The organism is Crocinitomix catalasitica ATCC 23190, assembly GCF_000621625.1.
GTDB lineage: Bacteria > Bacteroidota > Bacteroidia > Flavobacteriales_D > Crocinitomicaceae > Crocinitomix > Crocinitomix catalasitica.
In genome coordinates this window covers 198,653-221,081 of record NZ_JHXV01000007.1, presented here as the reverse complement: position 1 = coordinate 221,081, position 22,429 = coordinate 198,653, and the positions used below count along the sequence as shown (strand labels likewise).

Annotated in this window: 21 protein-coding genes; 3 read left to right on the top strand and 18 right to left on the bottom strand. The window is 34.2% G+C overall.

Going from position 1 to position 22,429, the window contains the following annotated elements:
* The first annotated feature begins 81 nt into the window (after positions 1–81).
* Entirely contained in the window at positions 82–1,644 is a 1,563-nt protein-coding gene (locus T367_RS21570; RefSeq protein WP_051568386.1) for an IS1182 family transposase, read from the top strand.
* Between the two features lie 103 nt (positions 1,645–1,747).
* Here T367_RS21570 and T367_RS21565 read toward each other — a convergent pair whose 3' ends face one another.
* The 10 genes from T367_RS21565 to T367_RS0105860 form a co-directional block, all read right to left on the bottom strand.
* Positions 1,748–2,860, bottom strand: a complete 1,113-nt coding sequence (locus T367_RS21565) for a restriction endonuclease (RefSeq protein WP_035842665.1) — start codon at positions 2,858–2,860, stop codon at positions 1,748–1,750.
* Between the two features lie 104 nt (positions 2,861–2,964).
* Complete coding sequence (locus T367_RS23730; RefSeq protein WP_084274322.1) at positions 2,965–3,627, bottom strand: abortive infection system antitoxin AbiGi family protein; 663 nt, start codon at positions 3,625–3,627, stop codon at positions 2,965–2,967.
* Between the two features lie 470 nt (positions 3,628–4,097).
* Positions 4,098–4,520 (bottom strand): hypothetical protein, encoded by a 423-nt coding sequence (locus T367_RS0105895; RefSeq protein WP_027419008.1) that lies wholly within the window; start codon positions 4,518–4,520, stop codon positions 4,098–4,100.
* Between the two features lie 319 nt (positions 4,521–4,839).
* Positions 4,840–5,643 (bottom strand): restriction endonuclease, encoded by an 804-nt coding sequence (locus T367_RS23725; RefSeq protein WP_051568385.1) that lies wholly within the window; start codon positions 5,641–5,643, stop codon positions 4,840–4,842.
* Between the two features lie 66 nt (positions 5,644–5,709).
* On the bottom strand, positions 5,710–5,892 hold the full coding sequence (locus T367_RS0105885) for a hypothetical protein (RefSeq protein ID WP_027419007.1): 183 nt from the start codon (positions 5,890–5,892) through the stop codon (positions 5,710–5,712).
* On the bottom strand, positions 5,870–6,493 hold the full coding sequence (locus T367_RS0105880) for a hypothetical protein (RefSeq protein ID WP_027419006.1): 624 nt from the start codon (positions 6,491–6,493) through the stop codon (positions 5,870–5,872). Before T367_RS0105880 ends, T367_RS0105885 begins: the two co-directional genes overlap by 23 nt.
* 177 nt (positions 6,494–6,670) lie before the next feature.
* A complete protein-coding gene (locus T367_RS0105875; RefSeq protein ID WP_027419005.1) occupies positions 6,671–6,958 on the bottom strand; it encodes a hypothetical protein in 288 nt (95 codons plus the stop codon).
* 86 nt (positions 6,959–7,044) lie between these two features.
* Positions 7,045–9,480, bottom strand: coding sequence for a DEAD/DEAH box helicase (locus tag T367_RS0105870; protein ID WP_027419004.1), 2,436 nt, complete (start codon positions 9,478–9,480; stop codon positions 7,045–7,047).
* Positions 9,481–9,482: 2 nt separating this feature from the next.
* Complete coding sequence (locus T367_RS0105865) at positions 9,483–10,247, bottom strand: hypothetical protein (RefSeq protein ID WP_035842662.1); 765 nt, start codon at positions 10,245–10,247, stop codon at positions 9,483–9,485.
* A gap of 403 nt (positions 10,248–10,650) precedes the next feature.
* Positions 10,651–11,028 (bottom strand): hypothetical protein, encoded by a 378-nt coding sequence (locus T367_RS0105860; protein ID WP_027419002.1) that lies wholly within the window; start codon positions 11,026–11,028, stop codon positions 10,651–10,653.
* Positions 11,029–11,484: 456 nt separating this feature from the next.
* Between T367_RS0105860 and T367_RS0105855 the strand changes: the two genes are divergently transcribed.
* Together T367_RS0105855 and T367_RS21550 are read left to right on the top strand one after the other, a co-directional pair.
* Positions 11,485–13,491 (top strand): urocanate hydratase, encoded by a 2,007-nt coding sequence (locus T367_RS0105855; protein WP_027419001.1) that lies wholly within the window; start codon positions 11,485–11,487, stop codon positions 13,489–13,491.
* A gap of 4 nt (positions 13,492–13,495) precedes the next feature.
* Positions 13,496–14,707, top strand: coding sequence for a glycosyltransferase family 87 protein (locus T367_RS21550; RefSeq protein ID WP_051568384.1), 1,212 nt, complete (start codon positions 13,496–13,498; stop codon positions 14,705–14,707).
* Positions 14,708–14,768: 61 nt separating this feature from the next.
* Here T367_RS21550 and T367_RS0105845 read toward each other — a convergent pair whose 3' ends face one another.
* The 8 genes from T367_RS0105845 to T367_RS0105810 form a co-directional block, all read right to left on the bottom strand.
* The gene (locus T367_RS0105845) at positions 14,769–16,052 is read right to left on the bottom strand and encodes a hypothetical protein (RefSeq protein WP_157454139.1); all 1,284 of its coding nucleotides are present in this window, start codon (positions 16,050–16,052) and stop codon (positions 14,769–14,771) included.
* An 11-nt stretch (positions 16,053–16,063) separates the two neighbouring features.
* A complete protein-coding gene (locus tag T367_RS0105840; protein WP_027418999.1) occupies positions 16,064–17,731 on the bottom strand; it encodes a hypothetical protein in 1,668 nt (555 codons plus the stop codon).
* Positions 17,724–18,410: a hypothetical protein gene (locus T367_RS0105835; protein WP_027418998.1), complete on the bottom strand. Its 687-nt coding sequence runs from the start codon at positions 18,408–18,410 to the stop codon at positions 17,724–17,726. Before T367_RS0105835 ends, T367_RS0105840 begins: the two co-directional genes overlap by 8 nt.
* A gap of 102 nt (positions 18,411–18,512) precedes the next feature.
* Complete coding sequence (locus T367_RS0105830) at positions 18,513–19,163, bottom strand: oxidoreductase (protein WP_027418997.1); 651 nt, start codon at positions 19,161–19,163, stop codon at positions 18,513–18,515.
* Entirely contained in the window at positions 19,160–19,705 is a 546-nt protein-coding gene (locus T367_RS0105825; RefSeq protein WP_027418996.1) for an RNA methyltransferase, read from the bottom strand. Before T367_RS0105825 ends, T367_RS0105830 begins: the two co-directional genes overlap by 4 nt.
* A gap of 439 nt (positions 19,706–20,144) precedes the next feature.
* Entirely contained in the window at positions 20,145–21,047 is a 903-nt protein-coding gene (locus T367_RS0105820; RefSeq protein WP_027418995.1) for a TIGR01777 family oxidoreductase, read from the bottom strand.
* 4 nt (positions 21,048–21,051) lie between these two features.
* Entirely contained in the window at positions 21,052–21,873 is an 822-nt protein-coding gene (locus T367_RS0105815) for a DCC1-like thiol-disulfide oxidoreductase family protein (protein ID WP_072032165.1), read from the bottom strand.
* A gap of 48 nt (positions 21,874–21,921) precedes the next feature.
* A complete protein-coding gene (locus T367_RS0105810; protein WP_027418993.1) occupies positions 21,922–22,428 on the bottom strand; it encodes a GbsR/MarR family transcriptional regulator in 507 nt (168 codons plus the stop codon).
* Position 22,429: the final 1 nt, after the last annotated feature.

Sequence of the window (22,429 nt, the reverse complement as noted above, 5' to 3'; positions counted from 1 at the left end):
TGTGCCTGTTGCACAACTAATCTGTTGATAAATATAATTAATTAGATTTTAAGTAAAAGCCTGAATTTCGTATTTTTAGGTATGCAGGGTAAAAAAACATATCAAGAGAAGTTATTTACTCAGTTTTTGCTGAGTGAACGTGTACCTGAACATAACTTTTATAGACAATTGAAGTCGGTTTTAGACTTAAATTACTTGTATAAGTTAACCAAGCCTTTTTATGGTGAAAGTGGGCAAAAAAGTATTGATCCCGTTGTATTTTTTAAGTTGTGTTTGGTGGGGTATTTAGAGAATATTATCAGCGATAGGAAGCTTATTCAGCATTGTAGTATGCGGTTAGATATTCTATTTTTTATTGATTACGATCTAGAAGATGAACTTCCTTGGCACTCTACTATTAGTCGCACACGACAGTTATTTCCAGAGGAAGTATTCGAAGAAGTATTTACCAATGTGCTTAAAATGTGTATCAATAAAGGCATGGTTAGTGGGCATACACAAGCTATAGACTCGGCTCCGGTTAAAGCCAACGCTTCTATGGATAGTTTAGAACTCAAAGTACCGGAAGAAGATTTAGAAACACATTTACTTAAAATAAGAAATATTAGCGCGAGTGACAAAGAAACCTCAAAACGAAAAGCAAAAGAAAATAAAGCCACACAAGAACAGCAAACCATCAGCGCTAATAAACAGGAGTTAGCGGCAATAAAAAGTAGAAACAAGAAGTGGTCAAAAGATCAGGATCAACGCCCTGGAGCAGGTAATAAAGGGAGTAAATATACAAGTAATAAGACCCATTACAGTCCAACAGACCCTGATGCAAGAATTAGTGTAAAACCGGGTAAGGCCAGAAAACTAAATTATATGAGTCAACTTAGTGTAGATACTGGTCATCATGTTATTACAGATATATGGGCTTACCATGCTGACAAAAAAGATAATCAATACCTACAAGATATTGTTGAACGTTTGAAACCACGTCTGAATAATGCTGGTTTGTTATGGCGTAATTGTGTTGCGGACACAGGCTATAGTAGTGGAGAAAATTATGCCTTCTTGGAGCAGATTAAACTGCAAAGTTTTATTCCGCCACACGGAATGTACAAAGGTGGACCAGAGGGCTTTGTTTATGATAAAGAAAAAGATAATTATACTTGTATAAAGGGCGAAATAATACCTTTTAAAAGAGTTTTTAGAGACTCAAGAACTCAAACTTTAAAGAAAGAATACCGAGGATCAACACATCAATGCCGAAACTGCGCAATTAAAACACAGTGTTTAGGTAAATCTGCTAAAGAGAAGAAATTTGCTATCACCTATTTTAAAGAAGAATATCAGCGAAATATTGCTAGGGTAAATAGCCCACAAGGTAAGTACTTGAAAGGAAAAAGACAAAGCACAGTTGAACCAGTTTTTGGCACACTTACTCAGTTCATGGGCTTAAGAAAAGTGAATACAATAGGTATTAAACAAGCAAATAAAGTTATGCACCTCGCCGCCATGGCTTACAACCTCAAAAAATATCTGAAATTCACTCAAAAACTAGCTAAAAGTGAGGCAAAAGCACTTGCCAACTTTTTTCTTGAAATAAAGGGCCTGCTAAACGCGAAAAGCCTTGATATAATACCACTTATTTTAAACTAAAATTAGAAGTTCCCAAAAGTAAACTGCCCTTAAAACGGCTAAAATGAAGTCAGTTTTTAATGGAATTGTGGGGTTGTGCAACGGTTACTTTTGTTAGTTGCTGTTATTCATGATAATTATCGAATCTTATTTCATTTTCAAGTGGGAATTCGTATCCTACAGTACTTGATTTTTCAATGATTTCAGGTTGAAGTTGGACTAATAAACTTCCGCTGTCATCAAAATCCTCTGAAACTAGTTGCCATTTTATTTCAACATCTTGAACTCCATCAATATTTGGGCGGATACAGAAATCATCTGTCCTTACAGTGTCTTTTTGAACTAATATCTCTTGCTGTGGTTCAAAGACAGCTCCGTTCTTACCTTCGTTAATAAAAGTGTTGTATGTGTACTTATACATATCAAGAAAACTATCTTGTTTAGTGACTGTGTCAATTGTGAAGTTTTCCCCAATAAATTGGAAGTAAACTTTAAAGTTTTTTATTGCTGTATTTCCAGTATTTGTGAAAACAAGAGAGAAAACGGAAGCACTTTTATTGAACGTACAGTCATTAATAAAATACCTGATGGGTTGAGGTTCAGCTGCAATTTCAAGTCCTATTCTTCTATTGTCCTCTGGCGAATATTGGTGTAAACCAAAACTAACTTCTTCGCGTTGTTTTAATTTATAAGTAATATTATTTTTATAAAGTTTTGGTAAGAAAACTAACTTATCGGAATCATCTTGAAATCTGACTGAAACAGAATAATGAGTTTTAAAGTCTATATTTTTCACGTACCAGTCATATGTTTTTTTATTCTCTTCAATCAAGTCAACAATATCTTCCCAACAGAATAAATGAATTTCGAATAGACCTATTCTTCTTGACTCAATATCTTTTAGTCTAACGTACTCTTCAATTGAAGAGTCTTTATTGGCTGATGTAGCAAAATAAAATTTCTTTAGTTCTGGTTGAAATTTTTCAGCTTTTTCAATTTCGGCGTCGATTTCTTTTTTAGAGATAGAAGCGTTTGTGTAATCATCCTTACCCTTACATTGAATCCCAAAATACTGTTCTTCCTCTTTTGGAATTCCATAAACATCAACTCCATGTTGCTTCTGCCCAGATCTTCCATTTTTTTTGATCTCAGAGCATTCCCAAATTTCACCCCATAATTTTTTACAGAGACTTTCAAAATCTTGCCAGTTTTCAGGTTTTCTAAGAGTTTTTTTCATGTTTTATTAATTATCGTTTTAAGGCTAGAAATAAGTTGAAGAAAAGTGTCACGACATTTTGACTTAGGCACAAAAACTACAATTTCGTTTAATCACACTTAACTTTAGAAGTCAACTTTGATTTGCTCAATAGTAATAATTTTACTAAAAATAATATTTTTTTCGATTCTGCTAAAATTCATTTTTTCAATTTCTGCTATAAATTCTAATAAATCCTTTTTGTTTTCAACAAACAAGTATTCAATATCTTCAAAATTTATATCTATTTCTGTATCAATTTCATTGTTTAATTCTTTTTTAATTTCTTCAATTTCAATTTCAGTTTTCTTTGTTACATCAACGGGTTTACCATGCACATATCTCCATTCTCTCTCTTCGTAGTAGTAAACAGAATTGTCAGACGAATGCATATACTTAAAGAAGGGAATCAGATTTATAAAATCATCTGTATGCTCAAAAGTCACTGTCATCAGAGCGAAAACTGGATGAGATGCCTTATGAAAATACTGAACTGGGCTAATATAGTTTTTGTGCGCAAATTTTTTTGATAATCCTATTCCATATTTACCATAAGTATTTGTATGACTAGCAATATTGCTTAATGGGATATCACAAAAACATTTCATTAATATTAAATATTTCTCTTTAAATGAAGGATAATCTTCGAGTACATATCTCGGCGCCATTTTCATTTCTTTTAAAGTCTTTACTAGCCATTCTTTTTTTTGCATAAAATGGAAAAGAGTGGTACTACTTATTTTACTCATAGTGGTTTGGTTTATTGCTACTAACAACCGAATAATACACACTCCTATTTGTTAAACATTTGTAAACACTTATTATCCGTTTGTAAACATTTACAGCTGCTAAAAGAGAATTTCAAGTTAGGTGTTCGGGTTGTTATTTTCTCAAATATAGCATTCCTTGTTAAATATTGGTAATCTACTGAGCATTAATAGGGAAAAGGCTTTGCAGATATTAATATTTAGTGTTAAGTTAGAAATCACGAGAGGCTCCCGATAGAAATTTGGATGTGCCGTAGCGGGTATGCGACTGGCTTTTGGGGATTAGATGTTCTCCTTTTGTATAGGTTGAGCCGCAGCAGAGGAGTTATTGAGGAGTGGCGAACGTATCTAAGGTATGCACTGTAGCTTGGCAAAGGTATTTATTTTCAAATACCAGTGTGCTGGCTTTGCGGGGCTATGGTGTATCACCTGTTGTTAGAACTCGTTTAATATTAATTTTTAGTTGGATAAAAAATTAGGTCGGTCAATTCAATTTCCACACCGTAACCTTCTTTCAGTTCCAAATCTTCTTTTAGAGATTCTTCAATTAAAATAAAGTCCGCACAAGTTCGCAGATATATATCAATTAAGAATTCTTTTTCAGTTTTTATTATGTTAATGACTCTTCCTTTAATTAAAAAATGATCATTTATTTTTTTAATTAAAGAGTCATCATCATTGAAATTTTGAATTAAAGTGGTTTTTAGTAATTTATTATAATCTAGTTCAACAATCAGATCCTCAACACTTATTAGATCTTTAATATCATTTTCCTTGCCATGGACTTTTGCTTCTAGTCTATTCTCACCATGAGTCAAATCAACTAAACAATATTCATTAATTTGTTCTAATATCTTATTTATTCTTATTCCCATGTTCGCAATGAGTTCTAACAACCGAATAATACACACTCCTATTTGTTAAACATTTGTAAACACTTATTATCCGTTTGTAAACATTTACAGCTGCTAAAAGAGAATTTCAAGTTAGGTGTTCGGGTTGTGATTTTCTCAAATATAGCATTTCTTGTTAAATATTGGTAATCTACTGAGCATTAATAGGAAAAAGGGGTTGTAGATATTAATATTTAGGGTTAAGTTAGAAAATCACGTCAAAGGATTGACATTGTCGAATTTCATTTTGCGCGATAGCGGGCGGCTATATGCCGTGCAGTGGCTTATAGCACGTGTTAAGTTACTTTATAAATTTCATCTCACCCGTGAGCACATCTTTTAATATTGCTTTTGTGGTATGTTCTGCATCTAAAACCCAACGCTGACTACAAATCGAAGTGTTAAATTTAACGTTTACACCAATTATTTTAATGAATCCACAATTTTCACTTTTCACAAACATATTATCATACTTGTAAAAATGGGAATTGTCATTCAGTTTTTTATTGTCTACAGGCAGTTCATCTTGCAGCTGTAAAAAATTTTTGAATGGTTTATTGTTTTCATCATAAATCCACATTTGATTATTTAACCCTGACAACTTAACATCAATAGAATCCATTTGATTTTGAGTTAAATTTCCCTTACACCAATTTAAGTCTAATTGAACAAAATATTCTTTGGCTTCATGAGTAATTATACTAACGTTAGTTTGAATTGATTTTATTCGACCTTTCCAATCTTCAGGTTTCGGAATGCGCAATACTTTTAAGTTAATACCATGGTGTTCAGCATAATCTTTGGCTCCCTTTTGATAACCAACGGTCGTGACGATGACTCCATTAATGTTTCCTATATCAGATAAAACTCCATAAAAATCACGTACTATTCCAACGCTTATTTTTCTGGAATAGTTTTTACATTCAATAGCAACTTTGTGATTAACTCCCGCAAAGGTATATTCCCAATAAACATCAATTTGATGTTTAGTTGACTTTCCCTGTAATTTTACGTCATGTTTGATTTCAGTTGTTATTCCATCTTCTGACAAGAATTCTTGATAAATTTCTTGCGCAAATTTTTCATATTTAGTGTTTTCATTCATACCTGAAATAACTCACCTTTAACTTAATGTACTGCACAGCTGAGTAGTGTAGTACAAATATTGTTTTTAATCCTTCTTTTTGTCCGAATCTTTTTTACTAGTTTGGTCAGCAAAGTTTTCCTTTACCATTCTTGGCGCAACACGAATAGTTTCATCTGCACTCGAATCATTTGACTGTCCAGAGTTTGAATTATCACTTCCAGAATTTTCTGAACTAGTATTAGATTCATTTTTGTTTTTGTTGTTCATAGTTTTGAGTTATTTGTTCGACATTTTCTATTTTTATTTTTTGTACATCATCCTCATTACCAATATAGAAACTAACCGAAATGATGAAAGGAATTAATGCGAAAACCGCATTAATTAGAGCAGAATAAAAAAGCACACTTTTGTTCTCAAATGCTTTTCTATTATGCCGTAAAGACTCTTCTTGTTGCAATAAATAAGAAGATTTTATTTTACCATTTAAATCTTCCTTTTTAACTCCATTCTTCTTATAATCCGCAAAACAATCTTTGTAAAAGACTTCGGGTAATTCCATGTATGCAATTTCAATTGGGATTAAAAATCTGGCAGTGTGATAAATTGAGCGGGAAAGAAAAAACAGAAAAACTACTAATGATGCAACATAGAATAGAATGACAAACTCAGATATCTTACCATTTATACAGTCTCCAATAAAAAAAAACAATTGCGCAATATAAACTGCGAATACAGAATAGAAAACCATAATTAATGTGAATTTCGCTTGAGTTTTCTGATAACTCGTATTATAAAAATCTAGCCTCTTTTCATTTAAATCAATTTGATAATCTATATGGGTAAAGTCTTTTGTTACTGAAGTTGACATTTTATAGTTGTAGTGAAAGTTTGCATAACTCTAAGGTACAAAATCGATTATATAAAAAAAATTTATTCTACCTAAAAGGTTTAAACAAGATATTAAAACTTTATTTATACTGCGACACTACGTTTGTACATGGTGTCGCAGCTATGCACTATACTTTTTGTTGGCTAATGTTTTAATTTACTCAATTAATTTTGCAAATAGAACTGCCCATTTCTCTTCTAAGTCTTCAAGTACAGCGCCACTAATCCGTTCAAACCTATTTAAACATTCCCTTGCAACTTCAACTTTCCAGCCACTGACAAGTTCAATTCTATTCGATTCCTTTTTTATGAATTCTACATTGTCTTTTGGAAATAATTCAATCATTAAATGGTCATCTTCCCACATATGTAATACATCAGCAAACTCGTATGGCTTTTTCTGTTTTGGTTTAATCCCGAATAGTTTTCTTAAGTTTATTATCAAATAGTTCTCATAACGTTCCGTGTATGGTGTCGAAGCTATCCCGCAGGGTAGCAATGCTCTGTACACCTTGTTAGATGCTGGCAGTATTATAATATGTATTTTTCCATTTCATATCTATTCAAATCATTTAAAGTTGCAAGGTATTCTCGAAAAGCATCATTAGCTATAAGGTTGTTAAATGAATCAAACTCAACATTAGTCATTTGATTATCACCTTCTAATTTACCAATTAGACTTATCGTTAAACCACTACGTGTTAATGCAATTTTCTTTTCATCTGTAGTTCCGTAAATGAAACTATGATATTCATCTGAAGATATTAGCTCATAATCAAAAAGCATTACAACAAATCGATTCAATTTAAAACTTAGAAAATCATCTTCCATTTTTAATTTAACAATTGCCAGATTAACTACTTCTTCATGTGATTTAGATGTTAGATTTACGTAATTTTTGTAAGGACTATTAACATCATTTTCATAAGAAGTTTCTCCATAAGATTTACCTACATAAAGTAGTCTTTGCTGAGCATTTTCATTATTTGCTAGTTCCTTAAAATAGTTAACATGAGATATCACACGTTGATTGAAAGCTTCTTTTCTAGAATACGTAATATAGTTATGGTAATAATTCCTAGCTGCTTTATTTCTTAATCTATTAAATTCATAATCAGAAACCTCATGGGGTTCTATGAAAACCATATTGACTTTTTCAACTGTGTTTAAAGAGTCCCATGCTGTATTCTCTCCATTCTTAACTGTTTCATAAATGGTTAAAAAAGTATTAATAAACGAATCTATATCTATATAATAATTGATTATTCCAGATTCAATTAGATATTGCTTTAGTTTCTCCTGAGTTGTAGATTGTATTTCTAATAGCATAGATTCATTTTCTAATAGACTATCTATGTTCTCCTTTTCTGAAGGGCTTAAATTAGAATCATCAAATGCTTCAAGTGTTGGATTATCAATTTTGTCTTCAAAAATTCTACTTCTCAATAATTGAATTTTACTGTTGTGACCATCAGCATATTCTTTCTTGTTTATAAAATGTACTTTAGGCAGTAATTTGCTCAGTTCTAAATTTTCAGAATTAAATATTTCGTTAAGCCTATTTATTCTACCAATTAGATTAATTAGTTCTTTACCTGAAAGGCGGTAAGTATTTAATATAAATAGGGAATCAATAGGTAAGTTAATCCCTTCAAGAATTACAGAATTAGCAACCAAAAATTTGATAGAGGATATTTCCTTGAACTTACTTTCTAAGTATTCCTTAATTATATCGGGAAGCTTTCCATGCAAATAAATAATGCCATTTTTCAAATATTTGATTCCGAAAAAATCTTTATGAACTTCTTGTTTCAGTACATCTAATAAATTGTTTATTGCATTGTCATTTTCTATAATCGGAAGGTGTTCAGAAAGTGATTTGGCTTCTGATTCAATATTCCTTGGAGAATTTTCATAAATGAAGTTCTTAAATAAAGAATTACTCAAAATATAATTGTACTTGTTCGGAACATTAGACTCTAAATGATAAAACTGATTTACAAAGCGATTGTATTGAAATTTATCAAAGTTTACTGTTAGCTCAAAAATCTCTGGTTCTTTTATATTGAAATGTATTTGATGCGGAGTTATGTTTTGATTATTGGATATACGAATGTTTGAAATGTCATTGATTAATGGAGACAAGTATGCGACTTTTTGAGTTGGATTATTATTTAAGTTACGAGCAATAAGTCTTGAAAGTAAAATTTGTCTATTATCATTACCCCCTTTCAAAATATTATGAGCTTCATCTATTATCAAAGAATCGAAAATTACATTCCTTCTATTCGAAAGTCTTAAAGCTCGTTCTTGTGTGAAAATAGCTACAAAGTTTTTTTCTGAATTATACATTTCATCATGTATAATAATTCTTCTATTCAAATTTGCATTTCTTATCATTTGATAAGTCTGCATTAAGAGTGACTTAGTAGGAACAACAATGACAACGTTGGAATCCTTACTGAGATTATTCTTTATATAATCAATTATTATTGAACTTTTACCAAAAGAGGTAGGCGCCAAGTATGCTTTTTCATTTGCATTGTCCTCCAAAAAGTTGTTGCTCTGTATATTTTGCTCTAGAGTTTCTATGTAATTATTGGAATTTTTGAATTCACTTAATCTATAATTAACAATTAGTTCTAGTAGTTTACCTTCTTCATGCAACTCTTCATTTAAAAGAGCTTGGACAATAGGGAAGAATCCAAAGTTTATGGAAAAATCGTAGAGGGGCTCGTAGTCTTTGTATTTATGAGAATATTTGAGAATAATATAGTATGCAATATCAGCATAGGTTTTATAGTTCCTGTTTTTTTCGTAGTGACGAATAAACAATATTGCGGTTGCTAAGACATAAGATTTCTCATCATAAGTAAGCTCATTGTTAGTTGTAAGTTTTTGAAAAACTGATTGAAATTTCTCTGTTTTCCCGATTCTTGTCAGTTTTGCTTTTACTTGCTTATTCATGATTAAGTAGTCAGAAAATTTTCTAAAAGTTCAAGAGACTTATTATGTATGCATAAAATATTTATACCCTTAAATTTTTTTGTAGTGAGAGCTGTTTTAATGTCAGTTAACAAAGCTATTTGGTCTATATTATTCCAATTTCCCTCAAGAAATATTGTTGTTGCAGGCAACAAGTTTAAATTTTCGATTTTTTTGTAAACACCACTATCAAAATCTTCTGCAAGCGTTTTTAAATTCTTGATAATATCTTCGGCACTTTCAACTGGGCGATGGCAAGCATGATTGTATGCATTTCTCCATGGATTATTTCCTTCAGAATCTTTGACTTTTTTTTCTAAATCTGAGTAAGCTTCAAGGAGTTTGGATTTATGGCTTATTCCTGATGTAGAAATAGTACCTGACTTACTTTCAAGAATCCATTCTTCATCATTAATCGTATAATAACCATCAAATCCTTTCTTAATTGACCTTTCTTCTAAATTAAAGAAAACGAATTCCTGCTTAAAACCATTTTCATTCATATACAAGTGAACCATGAATTCCGCTACTGCTCCCATTTCAATAGTAGTCCCTTTTTTACGTTGTAAAAATTCACACAACCTCTTTTTAATCTTAGGGATTTCAGTATCTGTAGAACCTTCAGTAATTAGTCTTATTTTTTCATTTATAAAGTTACCAAAGTCTTGGTCAATGGTTTGAATTTCAATCACATGTATGAAATTATTATTTCCTAAACAGATTGGCGGTATTTTAAATATTTTGGTCAATTATATCTTGTTTTTAGCTTGCATCTAACATCCAAATAAAACCTACCCAGACAAAGCCGAGACAAGTTTGTTTTTATCCCAATTATATAAACTTCATTTATTCGTTTGTAAACATGTACAAAATGCTAAAAAGAGAATTTCAAGTTAGGTGTTCGGGTTGTAATTTTCTCAAATATAGCATTCCTTGTTAAATATTGGTAATCTACTGAGCATTAATAGGAAAAATCCCTGAAAACAGGTAGGGAAAACCCCTTTTTTTTGGAGAAGGTTGGGTTTTGGGGGCTAAGTTATTAGTGGCCTTGCTCTGCCTAGCGGATACGCGAAGGCAATGCATGAAGATTGGCGCGGCACGTGTCCGTCTCAGACGGGAATTCTTAGTTATTAGGTATACGTTATTTTATTTTTAATAATCCGTTTTGACTTCATTATTGTAGATGTTTTCAGTTAAGAAATATCCACCTTCAACATACCTTTCGCCCTCATTAATCTGCTTACCTGAATCAAAATTAACTATGAATTGATAAGTTCCTTCTCCGGCATGTTCAATTGTCACGGTTCGTCGTTCACCTACTTTAATATTTTCAACTTTAGCGGTACTGGGGAATAATGAAATGGACTTAATATTTTCATTAGATTTATTTACAAAATCAATTCTTACTTGTCCATTTGGAACGCTAAAAAGTGGGATTTTATAATAAGTTAGAGCATATTGCTTATTAAGAACTAGAAATCCAATGGTTCCTATTGTCAATAGAATTAATATTAATACAATCTTCTTCATTCAATAATTGCTACCCCCCAAATAATAAACAGATGTGTATTATTTCTTTTATCTGTTAGTGTTGCACTAAAGTTAATAAAATAGATGAATCACAAACTTGCATTAAGCATTTGACTAAAAGGGATTCAGTCCCAAAAAGAACGTTGTTTATAACATTCAAAGCAGAACACGATTCACTACAAACCTTAACCGATTATTTTAACGAATACCAATGGTTTGCGTTAAGGATTGCAGCGGATATCCTTTTTTGTTTGGCGGAACCCCTTCGTAACTATCGGCTAGCCGAGACCTCACTTCGCCGCCAAACAAAAAAGATTAGAGCGTAAAGCCTGCCCCCGCGCCTGCGGGTAACGCCCAAGTTCAATACAACCATCTTTCAAAAAGAAAAATCCTCTCCACTATTAACTATCATCTATCCCCTCTTTTTTTACTACTTTTGAAGACTAAACCATTGGCATGACGATAGACGAAATTAAACAAGACATAATTCAAGGAATTCCAGCTAATCTTCCACCGAAAAAGGTGTACGAAAAGGACATTAATCATGCGCCTAATCGTAAAGACATCCTTTCTGCAGAGGAGAAGCAATTGGCTTTGCGCAATGCTTTGCGTTATTTTCCGAAAGATCAACATGCCGAATTGGCGCCGGAATTTGCACAAGAATTAAAGGATTACGGTCGAATTTATATGTACCGCCTACGTCCTGATTATAAAATGTATGCACGACCAATTGACGAGTACCCTGGCAAATGTTTGCAGGCGAAATCAATTATGGCAATGATTCAAAATAATTTGGATTATGCTGTGGCGCAACACCCGCACGAATTAATTACCTACGGTGGCAATGGTGCTGTATTTCAGAACTGGGCGCAATACCGTTTATGCATGGCTTATTTGGCTGAAATGACGGACGAACAAACTTTAACCATGTACTCTGGTCACCCAATGGGGCTTTACCCATCACATAAAGATGCGCCAAGAGTTGTGGTAACAAACGGAATGGTTATTCCGAATTATTCGCAACCTGACGATTGGGAGAAAATGAATGCTTTAGGGGTGAGTCAATATGGACAAATGACGGCTGGATCGTATATGTATATCGGTCCTCAAGGGATTGTTCACGGCACAACAATAACGGTTTTAAATGCTTGTAGAAAATTAGCTGGTGACGGCACAACTGCGGGTAAATTATTCGTTACTGCCGGCTTAGGCGGAATGAGTGGTGCGCAACCTAAAGCAGGGAATATTGCAGGTGTGGTTTCTGTTACGGCAGAGGTGAATCCGAAAGCTACTCAAACCAGACATTCGCAAGGATGGGTGGACGAAGTGATTAGTGATTTGGATGAATTGTGTACAAGAGTCCGCAAGGCAAAGGCGAATAAAGAGGTTGTTTCTATCGCTTACCAAGGGAATATCGTTGATGTTTGGGAAAAGTTTGATGCTGAGGATATTTTTATTGAATTGGGATCGGATCAAACTTCGTTACACAACCCTTGGGCTGGTGGATATTATCCGGTGGACATGAGTTTTGATGAGGCGAATGAAATGATGGCGAATCAGCCTGATTTGTTTAAAGAGAAAATTCAAGCAACCTTAAGAAGACACGCAGCAGCGGTCAATAAACATACAGCCAAAGGAACTTATTTCTTTGATTATGGCAATGCATTTCTTTTGGAAGCTAGTCGTGCTGGAGCAGATATCATGGCGAAAAATGGGATTGATTTTAGATACCCTTCGTACGTACAAGACATTATGGGACCGATGTGTTTTGATTATGGTTTTGGACCATTTAGATGGGTTTGTGCTTCTGAAAAACCAGAAGATTTAGCCATTACTGATCAAATCGCTTGTGAGGTATTGGAAGAAATTCGTAAAAATTCGCCAGTTGAAATTCAACAACAAATGGCGGACAATATTACTTGGATAAAAGGGGCGCAAGCCAATAAATTAGTGGTTGGTTCACAAGCCCGAATTTTATACGCTGATGCTGAAGGTAGAATTAAAATAGCCAGTGCATTTAATGATGCGATTAAGGCTGGCAAGATTGGACCGGTTGTTTTAGGTCGAGATCATCACGATGTTTCTGGAACGGATTCGCCTTATAGAGAGACTTCGAATATTTACGACGGATCAAAATTCACGGCTGATATGGCCATTCACAATGTTATTGGTGACGGCTTTAGAGGTGCCACTTGGATCTCTATTCACAATGGCGGTGGCGTTGGCTGGGGAGAAGTGATTAATGGTGGTTTTGGCATGTTATTGGATGGATCGGCAGATGCTGACCGGCGTTTAAAAATGATGTTACATTGGGATGTGAACAATGGTATTTCAAGAAGAAGTTGGGCGAGAAATGAAGGTGCTATTTTCGCGATAAAACGTGAAATGGAGCGCACACCAACCTTGAAAGTAACGATCCCTAATTTGGTAGATGATCAATTAATCTCAAAATTATTTAATTGAAAACATGAAAGGGACAAAACTTCGCAATTTCATTGGGAATAATAAATGGATTTTTTCTATTTACCTTGTCCTTGCATTAATCACCAGTTTTCAAGCTATTATTTCTGAGAGAAACTCCGAAGAAGAGGGCACATTGGAATACAATAATTATACGATATTTAAATCGTCTTACTATCATTTAAAACAACAACAAGACTTGTATCAAGCCTATCCTCAAGAGTATTGGGATTTATACAAGTACACCCCTACTTTTGCTGCTGTTTTTTCTGTTTTTGCCGTCTTTCCTGATTGGATTGGATTGACTTTATGGTTAATCTTAAACACTGTCATCTTAGTTTTTGCCATTTATTCTTTACCCTCAATTGACAATTATAAGAAGGGATTAATTCTCGTCATTGTGATTATTGAACTGGTGACTTCTATTCAAAACGAACAGTCAAACCCTTTAATCGCTGGATTGATCATTCTCGCCTTTTCCTTCCTAGAAAAACGGAATTATTTATGGGCCTCATTGTTTATCATGAGCACGGTTTTTATAAAACTTTTTGGCATAGTTGCGCTTGTTCTTTTTCTATTTTATCCTCAAAAATGGAAATTGGCACTGTACTCAATCATGTGGTTTATTGTTTTGTCATTGCTTCCATTTTTATTTGTTGATTGGGTACAGTATGCTTTTCTTTTAGAGAGTTTTTGGCACATGCTTTCTAACGATTTCAGCACTTCGTACGGGTATTCAGTTATGGGCTGGTTAAACACTTGGTTCAATTTAGATGTCAATAAAAATATCATTGTTCTGTTTGGAGCTTTGTTCTTTATGGTGCCATTTGCTTCGGTTAAAGTTCGCAATTCAATGCACGGAAAATTACTCATCCTGTCTTCGCTGTTAATCTGGTTGGTTATTTTCAATCATAAAGCCGAATCACCAACTTTTATTATTGCGATGTTAGGGGTAGCTATTTGGTTTGTGATTTCACCTAAAAACATACTCAACACTTCTTTATTTTTGCTCGCAGTATTGTTCACCATGCTCTCCCCTACCGACATATTTCCACGTGAATTTCGTGAAACCATTATAAAGCCCTTTGTTTTAAAAGGTGTACCCTGCATCCTCATCTGGATTAAAATTCAATTCGATCTATTTTATCCCAACAAGGATTTACCTGATATTTTAGCTCTCGACAAAGAAAAGAAACTCGCTATACCAGCGGTAAAGTAGTCCCGACTTGCAAATTCAGCTTGAATGAATGAGCAAGCGCTACTGATATTTTGTTTTATGGTTATAGACTAGCAATCAAGGCTTCAAAATCTTCTAAATCTGTAATCTTGTGATATTCCGTGAATTTAAAGTCGTAATTCGGTTCGTTCCTTGCCTTGTTAAATTCAGCAAGATGACAAAGTGCGATTTCGTTTTTCGGTAGAATGAATAACAACGTATTTTTTTCATCCACTTTAAAAATCATTTGCTCCCATTTTGAGTCATGTCTTGACACCATTGTTTTTTCATTCCCACTTATTAGAATAACCTTACCCGGTTCTTGCATGATTTGATTTTTGATATTAAAACGGGCATTTGTTGCAAAATATTCTTCACTTTCAAGCAGACGCCTTACTTTATCAATATTGCAAATCCCAAAACTTGAAACACTAAATTTTCGGATCATACTTGCTTGCATTAAGATGTTTAATTCTTCTTCTTTTCTGGCCTGCACCACTTCATTCTGTGCCAATATCCCTGCGTCAAGAGCGCTTAAAAAAGCAGTTTCATCACCTTGAACATAAGGAGAAACAACAAGGTCTAATTTCTTTTTACGGCTTTTTAAATGCATATTATACAGTCCTTTTTCCGCATCAATCTTGGACAATTTAATATCCCTCCATTTTTCTTCAAATATCCATGGATTCATATTGGGGTCGTCTTCAGGATTATCACCACTAAAAACCCAACTTAATTGATCAAAAACCTTGAGTTCTGGATTATTGCGATAATCGATATCCAGCTCAATAATAAACGCATCTTTGAAATCTTGAACTTGTGTTGTTCTTCTTTCATTCTCCACAGCTTTGCTCGGCTCCACAAAAGACCAATCACCTGTGGTTTCATTTAGCGTATAAAAGCTAAATCCTGCCGCGTCATTATAAGTAGCAAATTCCATATCAATTGATCCGCCCTCTTTTACAAAAACTTCCTCTCCCTTCACCTCTGCTGTTAATTCAAACATACCAGCTGAAATAAAGTCATAATTGAGACCTAAAGAATCATAAGACATCGGAATGCCACTCGTGATAATTTCTGCAGAACTATGTAGCGGTCGATAATTAATTGTGACCGATTCTCTTACCAATTCACCTTCCCCATCAACAATTATATTGGCAGGTATGGTAATCAATGTCCCTCTTTCCGTATGCAGTATCGTTTCTTCCGTCGGATTAATTTGATAAGATTTAAATGGAATATCAAAACCTTCAAACGGCGGCTTGACCATTGATGTAGACGTTTCTAAGTTAGTTTTGCAACTTACAAAAAGGATGGCAAGTAATGAAATAAGGATGTATCGTTTCATAGTTTAAGGTTTTAATTAAGTTCGTAAGTATGCAAGTAAATTTCTTTCTCATTCAATAAACTGAACCAATGAAAAGCATTCATTTGATCGTTATACACCAAATAGAATCCTGTTGAAATGAGCTCTCCATTTATCCAAATGGTATTGCCTGCACGTTTACATTCAGCATAATTTTCTTGATCATCAGCAATAACGGTTTGGCTATATTGCTCAACGGGGCCTAATAAGTTTTTGCTTTGCTTAGGTCGAATGAAAAATTCATCATCTCGTTTGGCGATAACAAATCGCTTATCTGCCGTCGGAAATTTATCCCAATATTTCGGCATGGTACTGAATGAATTATTTCGAATACCATTTTTATAAGGCTGAGCGATATCACCATCTTTCCTCATCATCCACCAATTTTTAGGATAGTCGTTAAAATCAACCGCAATGACATCGCTATACAATTGATCTTTGTAAATCAACGAGTCAGCCGTCCTATAATACAAGGCATATCCATCATCTAATAAATAGAGTTGAACGCCTGCAACTTCTTGTATAACTTCTGTTAATCCCTTCGTCGGGCTATAATAAACAAAGCCGTTAATATAATCTTCACTGTCCGCAGAATCTACAGGAATCATAGGCATCCCAAAATAATCAGACTGATCAGTTTGAAACAAATAAATAGATTTATTCCGCAAATAGAATTCACCAACCAATTCATCCTTAAAAGTGACAGTATATTTAATCCTTTCCCTTCTTGTACTATCATCTATTGCTTTAAAATTCAAGGACTCTCCTTTTTTATTCAACATGCTAAAAAAGTCATAGGTCTCTTCTGTTATATTCCCTTCGTTTAACACAACAAAATATTTATTCCCTTTCTCAATAATCTTAAGTTTTAGTGCAAATCCATTCCTCGTCCGTTCAACCCGTGGCTTTTCACTAAAAGTAAATTCCTTGAACATTTCTTCGTCAATTTTCCACACAACACCTTCTCGATAAGCAAATAAATCTTTGTCAATTAAAGCCCCATTCGATCTGACTTTATATTTAATATAATCCAGTTCTGAATACGGCCCGTAAGTCTTATCATTCTTCACTAAAAAGCTTTCGCCATTTGCTATATAAGAATAAATGAATTCATTTTTTGACGCCTGTCTTAGCATTATCATTTGGTAAGGCCCTTTAGGTTTTTGACCAGGTTGAACAATATAGCGCTCCCAAGAATTTGTAGTTGGGTTACGTTCTGAATAAGTAAAACCAAACAAGTCACTTTTTGTACTTGCGTATCTACCTGAGGGATCGACATCCATCTTGCGGTCATAATACAATTCAGGTCTATTTATTGGTCCGTATTCTTTACCAGAATGTCTAAGCGTGATGAGGAATTTTTCTCCAGACTCCTTAACGCGCCAATTCTTAAAAGTCATTGGTATAAATCGTTGCCCAATCAGTTTCTTAACCCCAGCCCGTGTATGCCGATAATAAACATCGCCTTGAGTGGTCATAAACGAATAATCAGCACCCTTTAAATGCAGCATTAAATTCGATTCATTTCTGCCCAATCGCTCATCATCCTTAAAAGAATAGAGGTGTTCTTTTTGATGTTGTGGTCGAACGCGAATTGTGTTTTGTGAATGAACAGCTGTGCCGAGCAAGACCAAAACAACAAGTGTAATTAATTTATTCATGGCCTTTAATTTTTAAGTAATAATCCAACGCTACATTCGAGTACGATACCGCATTGCCAAATTCATCTATTCCGAATTGTGATTTGGATTCCCAATTGCGAATCACTTTCTCAGTACTTAAAAAGCCGTAATTATAAGCCGCTGCATAGAAGGATAGTCGTTCTTGGTTGTTCTGCCATATTATTTCAGGAAAACGATGATCCATCACCTTATAAAAAAGACATAGGTAATGAATTTGCCAGGTAATATCACTTAATCGTGCCACCCTTTCTGCTCTCTTTTCTTTAGTCGTTTTCGCAAGAAAATTAAATTGATTTTTTTGAGTTTCAGTGAAATCTAAACTTGGAATATATTGCTCTAAATCTTCAATAAAACTCGGTTTCATTTGGAAATTTCCTATTGAAAAATCCGCACCATCCGATCCATAATTCACATAAAAATATTCCAAGGCTGTAGTTTCCATTTGATCTGAAAACTCATTTATTCTTGTACATTCCGGAAAAATAATTGGTATTATATTCCTGTAATCCAAATCGTAAGTCGATGCAATTTCATCAAATTCACCTTGAATACTTAGACAATAAATTTCTGCTTTTTCATAAGATTCAACCCGATTAGTGGCCAGACTTAAGAACGAGAGAATACATACGACAAAAGTCGTTAAACTCATGGTTTTCATAGGCTAATATTATTTTTTTGAGGTGTTGCTATTATAATATTAGCACCATGAATTGGTTACGAGAAATTTAAAAAAGAATTGAAATTTTAGTTTTCCAGCACTTTATTTCGCCAACTTAAAAACGGCTTCTAATTCGTAAATCTCAGTCGACTTGGCAGAATCATTAACAGCGTTTATCATGGCCTTGGCAACCGTTTTATCTTTAATTGGGCGGTATTTACGAATACCTGGAATCCATGAAAAAGCATACATAATGGGTGTGAAAATTTTCTCACTCCATCTGAACTCTTTTCGGTCGCCTGCCAACATTGAAGGTCGAATAATTCCAACACGGTCGAATCCTAATTTCTCAACAGCTTCATCTAACTCCCCTTTCATGCGGGAATAAAAAACAGACGATTTTGCATTGGCACCTGCAGAGGATAAAAGCACCATATTTTCAACGCCATTTTCTTTTGCAATTTTAGTGGTATTAAATTGCATATCGAAATCAATTTTATATTGCGCTTCTTTGCTCCCAGCAGTTTTTAAAGTTGTTCCCAAACAAGAAAAAAGCACATCCCCAACCAAGTCGGCTTTAGCGTTTTCAATGGCATTAAAATCAACAATAAATTCACGTAATTTCGGATGATTTTCACCCGTTTTTCGTCTGGTAAACACCCGCACCTCATCATATTCTGCTGAGTCGAGTAATTGCGTCAATAATGCCTTTCCAATCAAACCAGTTGCACCTATTAAAATTGCCTTTTTCATACGTTTTTGTTGATTTTACTAAATAAATCCCAAACAATAACCCCTGTACATACAGAAATATTCAATGAGTGCTTTGTCCCAATTTGAGGAATCTCAATTACGCCATCACAAGCCAAAATTACGTCCTGTTGCACGCCTTCTACTTCATTCCCCATCACAACCGCAATTTTTCTATTGGGCACCGGTTTAAAATCGTCCAAAAAAATCGAATTTTCCGTTTGTTCAACAGCATAAGTTAAAACGCCATCTTCTTTTAATCGCAATACTAAATCAACCGTATCCTCGTCATATTCCCACGTCACAGAATCCGTTGCACCTAATGCCGTTTTCTGAATATCACGATGAGGAGGTTGCGCCGTAATTCCGCATAAATAAATTTTCTCAATTCGAAAAGCATCACCCGTTCGGAAAACCGAACCGATATTATTCAAACTTCTAATATTGTCTAAAACAATAATGATAGGCGTTTTCTCAGACTCTTTAAAAGTCGCAACGTCTATTCGTTCCAATTCATCCAGCTTTAATTTTTTACGACTTGCCATAGTGCAACAAATTTAGGAAAAGACTTGATACCAATTTTATTTTTTTGGGCATTCCGCCAGTAAAAAACTGTCGGCGCGCTTTCTGCACTCGCTTTTTACCAAAAAAAAAGCAAAAGAGCTCAAACCTGATTTTGATTATAACAAACGCTCACAGTTGATTTCAATTTTCTTAGACAAGGCATGGTTTTGAAGGAGTATTCACTACGAAAAACTATAACGCAGTATAAATAAAATGAAATCAACTCGCCATAAGCGAGAAGCAATGAAAATAGTAGTTTATGAACAAAAAAAGTGCTAACCTACCCCATTAGTTTCGCTATTTTCAAATCAAAACCTTACTATTTTCATTGCTTCTGTGGAAATTTGTTATGGTCAAACTCAGGTTTATACAATTGCGTCAATCGCTAATGCGGTTAACCAATACATAATCACTATCAATTCAACACAAATCCCGCAAGGCTTCGTCCATCGTATTAAATTTAAATTCAAATCCTGCATCCAATAAACGCTCTGGATACACATTTCTACTCTTGAGTAATAATTCCGTTTCTGTTCCAATTAGCATTGCCCCAAATTCAAGCAACCATTTAGGCTGGCTGAGACCAAAAGGTCGTTTTAAATAGGTTCGCATTTTCACCATTAACTGTCCATTCGTTACTGTTTTTGGAGCAACGATATTTACAGCACCAACCAATTGCGGTTTTTCTATAATAAAATCAACTGCGCGACAAAAATCAACCTCATGCACCCAACTTACATACTGCTGACCATTGCCTTGTTGACCGCCCATGAATAATTTTGTTAAGGCTTTTAATTTCGGAAAAGCTCCATGACCATTCCCAAATACAATTGAGGTTCGCAAGGCTACGCGTTTTGTCTTTTGCATATCAACCTCATAAAAAGCTGCTTCCCACGATTTGCAAATATTCATGGAGAAATCATCCCCTATCACACCTTCATCTTCAGTCATTTTTAAACTATCAGCATGCGTATAAATGGTTGCACTACTAGCGTTCAACCATACACTTGGGGCGTTTTCAGCTTCTAGAATTGCTTGCGTCAATATTTTTGTACTGTTAATTCTAGAATTCAAAATCTCCTGCTTATTGCGATCATTGTATCGACAATCAACAGATTTGCCTGCTAGATTGATCAGTACATCAGCCCAATTAAGTGCTGACATCCATTCGCCTTTAGATTTTCCATCCCAAAATATTTCATCTTCATTCTTCGGGTTCCTCGTTAAGACTTTAATTTGACATCCTTGTTTACCAAAATAATCTTTTAATAAACCACCCAAATAACCGGCACCACCTGCAATCAATATGTTTTTAGTTTTCATAATTTTAAATTAAAGAGAGAATAATTAATAGCGCAACCGACCGAAAGGCTACCCAAGAAATAGACATCGTAAAAGGTAATCCAAGTGCTTTGCATCGTTTTACATGTAGGACAAACATCGTCCCAACAACAAGTAAAAAATAAAGCCCCAATACAATTAAAGGAAGACCAATCCAATTCGCCAGAACAATAAGTGGCAACAGCAATAATCCTCCGATGAATGACACAGTTGACATATTCCCAAGATAATCCATTCGTTTTAAAGGATTAATCATACTGATAGCAACCAATTGCCATAAAACTTGACCGAAACAAATAATGAATTCGCGACTGTGATGATGCTCCAATCCTAAAGCATGATCTAAATGAATGGAAAATTGATTCACAATAAAACCTGTACCTATTGCCACGAGCAGAATATACAACCAACGATAAGCCAAATGAACAGGTGGATGACAATCACGTTTAACAATTGCCTTTCTTTCACCAGAGATCACATGTCGATTAAACGAAATAAAACGATAGAGTTTCACCACGAGAAAATGAATCATGGGCAGGTGAAAAAAACGTAAAATAGTTGGCCAATTCTGAAACAACACCATCATAAAAGCATCCACGCCGTATACCGTCATTCCTTTCTCCGCATCAATCAACGCAACTTCCGACTTAGCTCTTTCGGCATCAACCTTTTCAAAAACCGCATCATCTACATCCTGATAATAAACCAATTCATTAGGTTGAAGCAAATCAAAATAGATAAAACATTTACCATACATACTGCACATGGGGCAGTTTTTGTCGATTAATAATTGATTTGAACTTATCATACATTTTGAAGTTTTAGAAAAAATTGAAAGTTTGATTTAAAAAAAATATTAACTCATGGTTTTTATCATCTTTTTAAAGAAATAATTGTCTTTTAATTTCAGCCATATTTCTGATAATTGATCTAATTGTTGAATAAAATCATCTAGCTCTTGCATCAAGTTTTGAAAATGTTCAATCTCTGCATTATCCCCTTCCAATGTTTCGCTTCTCAACTGTCGCAACAACTCTTGCACAGGTTGTAATTCACGTCTTTTTCTTTCTTCAACAATATTTTTAGCCATCGCCATTATATCGTGCTGCGCTGTAAAAAACTCCTTACGCTCCCCTAGTTTTGATTGCTTGTGAACCAATTTCCAATTGATCAATTCTCGCATATTAATATTGACATTGCCGCGTGATAATTGTATGGTCTCCATCACCTCTTCTGTACTTAACGATTCTTTATTCGCTAAAAGCAATGCATGAATCTGCGCCATCGAACGTGGAATACCCCAAGCACTGCCTATTGTTCCCCAAGTTTGTACGAATTCCATTTTTGCTTCTTCCAATGTCATG

Bases quoted from the DNA above. Each gene is read 5' to 3' on its own strand.
- T367_RS21570 (WP_051568386.1), top strand. From the start codon at position 82: ATGCAGGGTAAAAAAACATATCAAGAGAAGTTATTTACTCAGTTTTTG.
- T367_RS21565 (WP_035842665.1), bottom strand. From the start codon at position 2,860: ATGAAAAAAACTCTTAGAAAACCTGAAAACTGGCAAGATTTTGAAAGT.
- T367_RS23730 (WP_084274322.1), bottom strand. From the start codon at position 3,627: ATGAGTAAAATAAGTAGTACCACTCTTTTCCATTTTATGCAAAAAAAA.
- T367_RS0105895 (WP_027419008.1), bottom strand. From the start codon at position 4,520: ATGGGAATAAGAATAAATAAGATATTAGAACAAATTAATGAATATTGT.
- T367_RS23725 (WP_051568385.1), bottom strand. From the start codon at position 5,643: ATGAATGAAAACACTAAATATGAAAAATTTGCGCAAGAAATTTATCAA.
- T367_RS0105885 (WP_027419007.1), bottom strand. From the start codon at position 5,892: ATGAACAACAAAAACAAAAATGAATCTAATACTAGTTCAGAAAATTCT.
- T367_RS0105880 (WP_027419006.1), bottom strand. From the start codon at position 6,493: ATGTCAACTTCAGTAACAAAAGACTTTACCCATATAGATTATCAAATT.
- T367_RS0105870 (WP_027419004.1), bottom strand. From the start codon at position 9,480: ATGAATAAGCAAGTAAAAGCAAAACTGACAAGAATCGGGAAAACAGAG.
- T367_RS0105860 (WP_027419002.1), bottom strand. From the start codon at position 11,028: ATGAAGAAGATTGTATTAATATTAATTCTATTGACAATAGGAACCATT.
- T367_RS0105855 (WP_027419001.1), top strand. From the start codon at position 11,485: ATGACGATAGACGAAATTAAACAAGACATAATTCAAGGAATTCCAGCT.
- T367_RS21550 (WP_051568384.1), top strand. From the start codon at position 13,496: ATGAAAGGGACAAAACTTCGCAATTTCATTGGGAATAATAAATGGATT.
- T367_RS0105845 (WP_157454139.1), bottom strand. From the start codon at position 16,052: ATGAAACGATACATCCTTATTTCATTACTTGCCATCCTTTTTGTAAGT.
- T367_RS0105840 (WP_027418999.1), bottom strand. From the start codon at position 17,731: ATGAATAAATTAATTACACTTGTTGTTTTGGTCTTGCTCGGCACAGCT.
- T367_RS0105835 (WP_027418998.1), bottom strand. From the start codon at position 18,410: ATGAAAACCATGAGTTTAACGACTTTTGTCGTATGTATTCTCTCGTTC.
- T367_RS0105830 (WP_027418997.1), bottom strand. From the start codon at position 19,163: ATGAAAAAGGCAATTTTAATAGGTGCAACTGGTTTGATTGGAAAGGCA.
- T367_RS0105825 (WP_027418996.1), bottom strand. From the start codon at position 19,705: ATGGCAAGTCGTAAAAAATTAAAGCTGGATGAATTGGAACGAATAGAC.
- T367_RS0105820 (WP_027418995.1), bottom strand. From the start codon at position 21,047: ATGAAAACTAAAAACATATTGATTGCAGGTGGTGCCGGTTATTTGGGT.
- T367_RS0105815 (WP_072032165.1), bottom strand. From the start codon at position 21,873: ATGATAAGTTCAAATCAATTATTAATCGACAAAAACTGCCCCATGTGC.
- T367_RS0105810 (WP_027418993.1), bottom strand. From the start codon at position 22,428: ATGACATTGGAAGAAGCAAAAATGGAATTCGTACAAACTTGGGGAACA.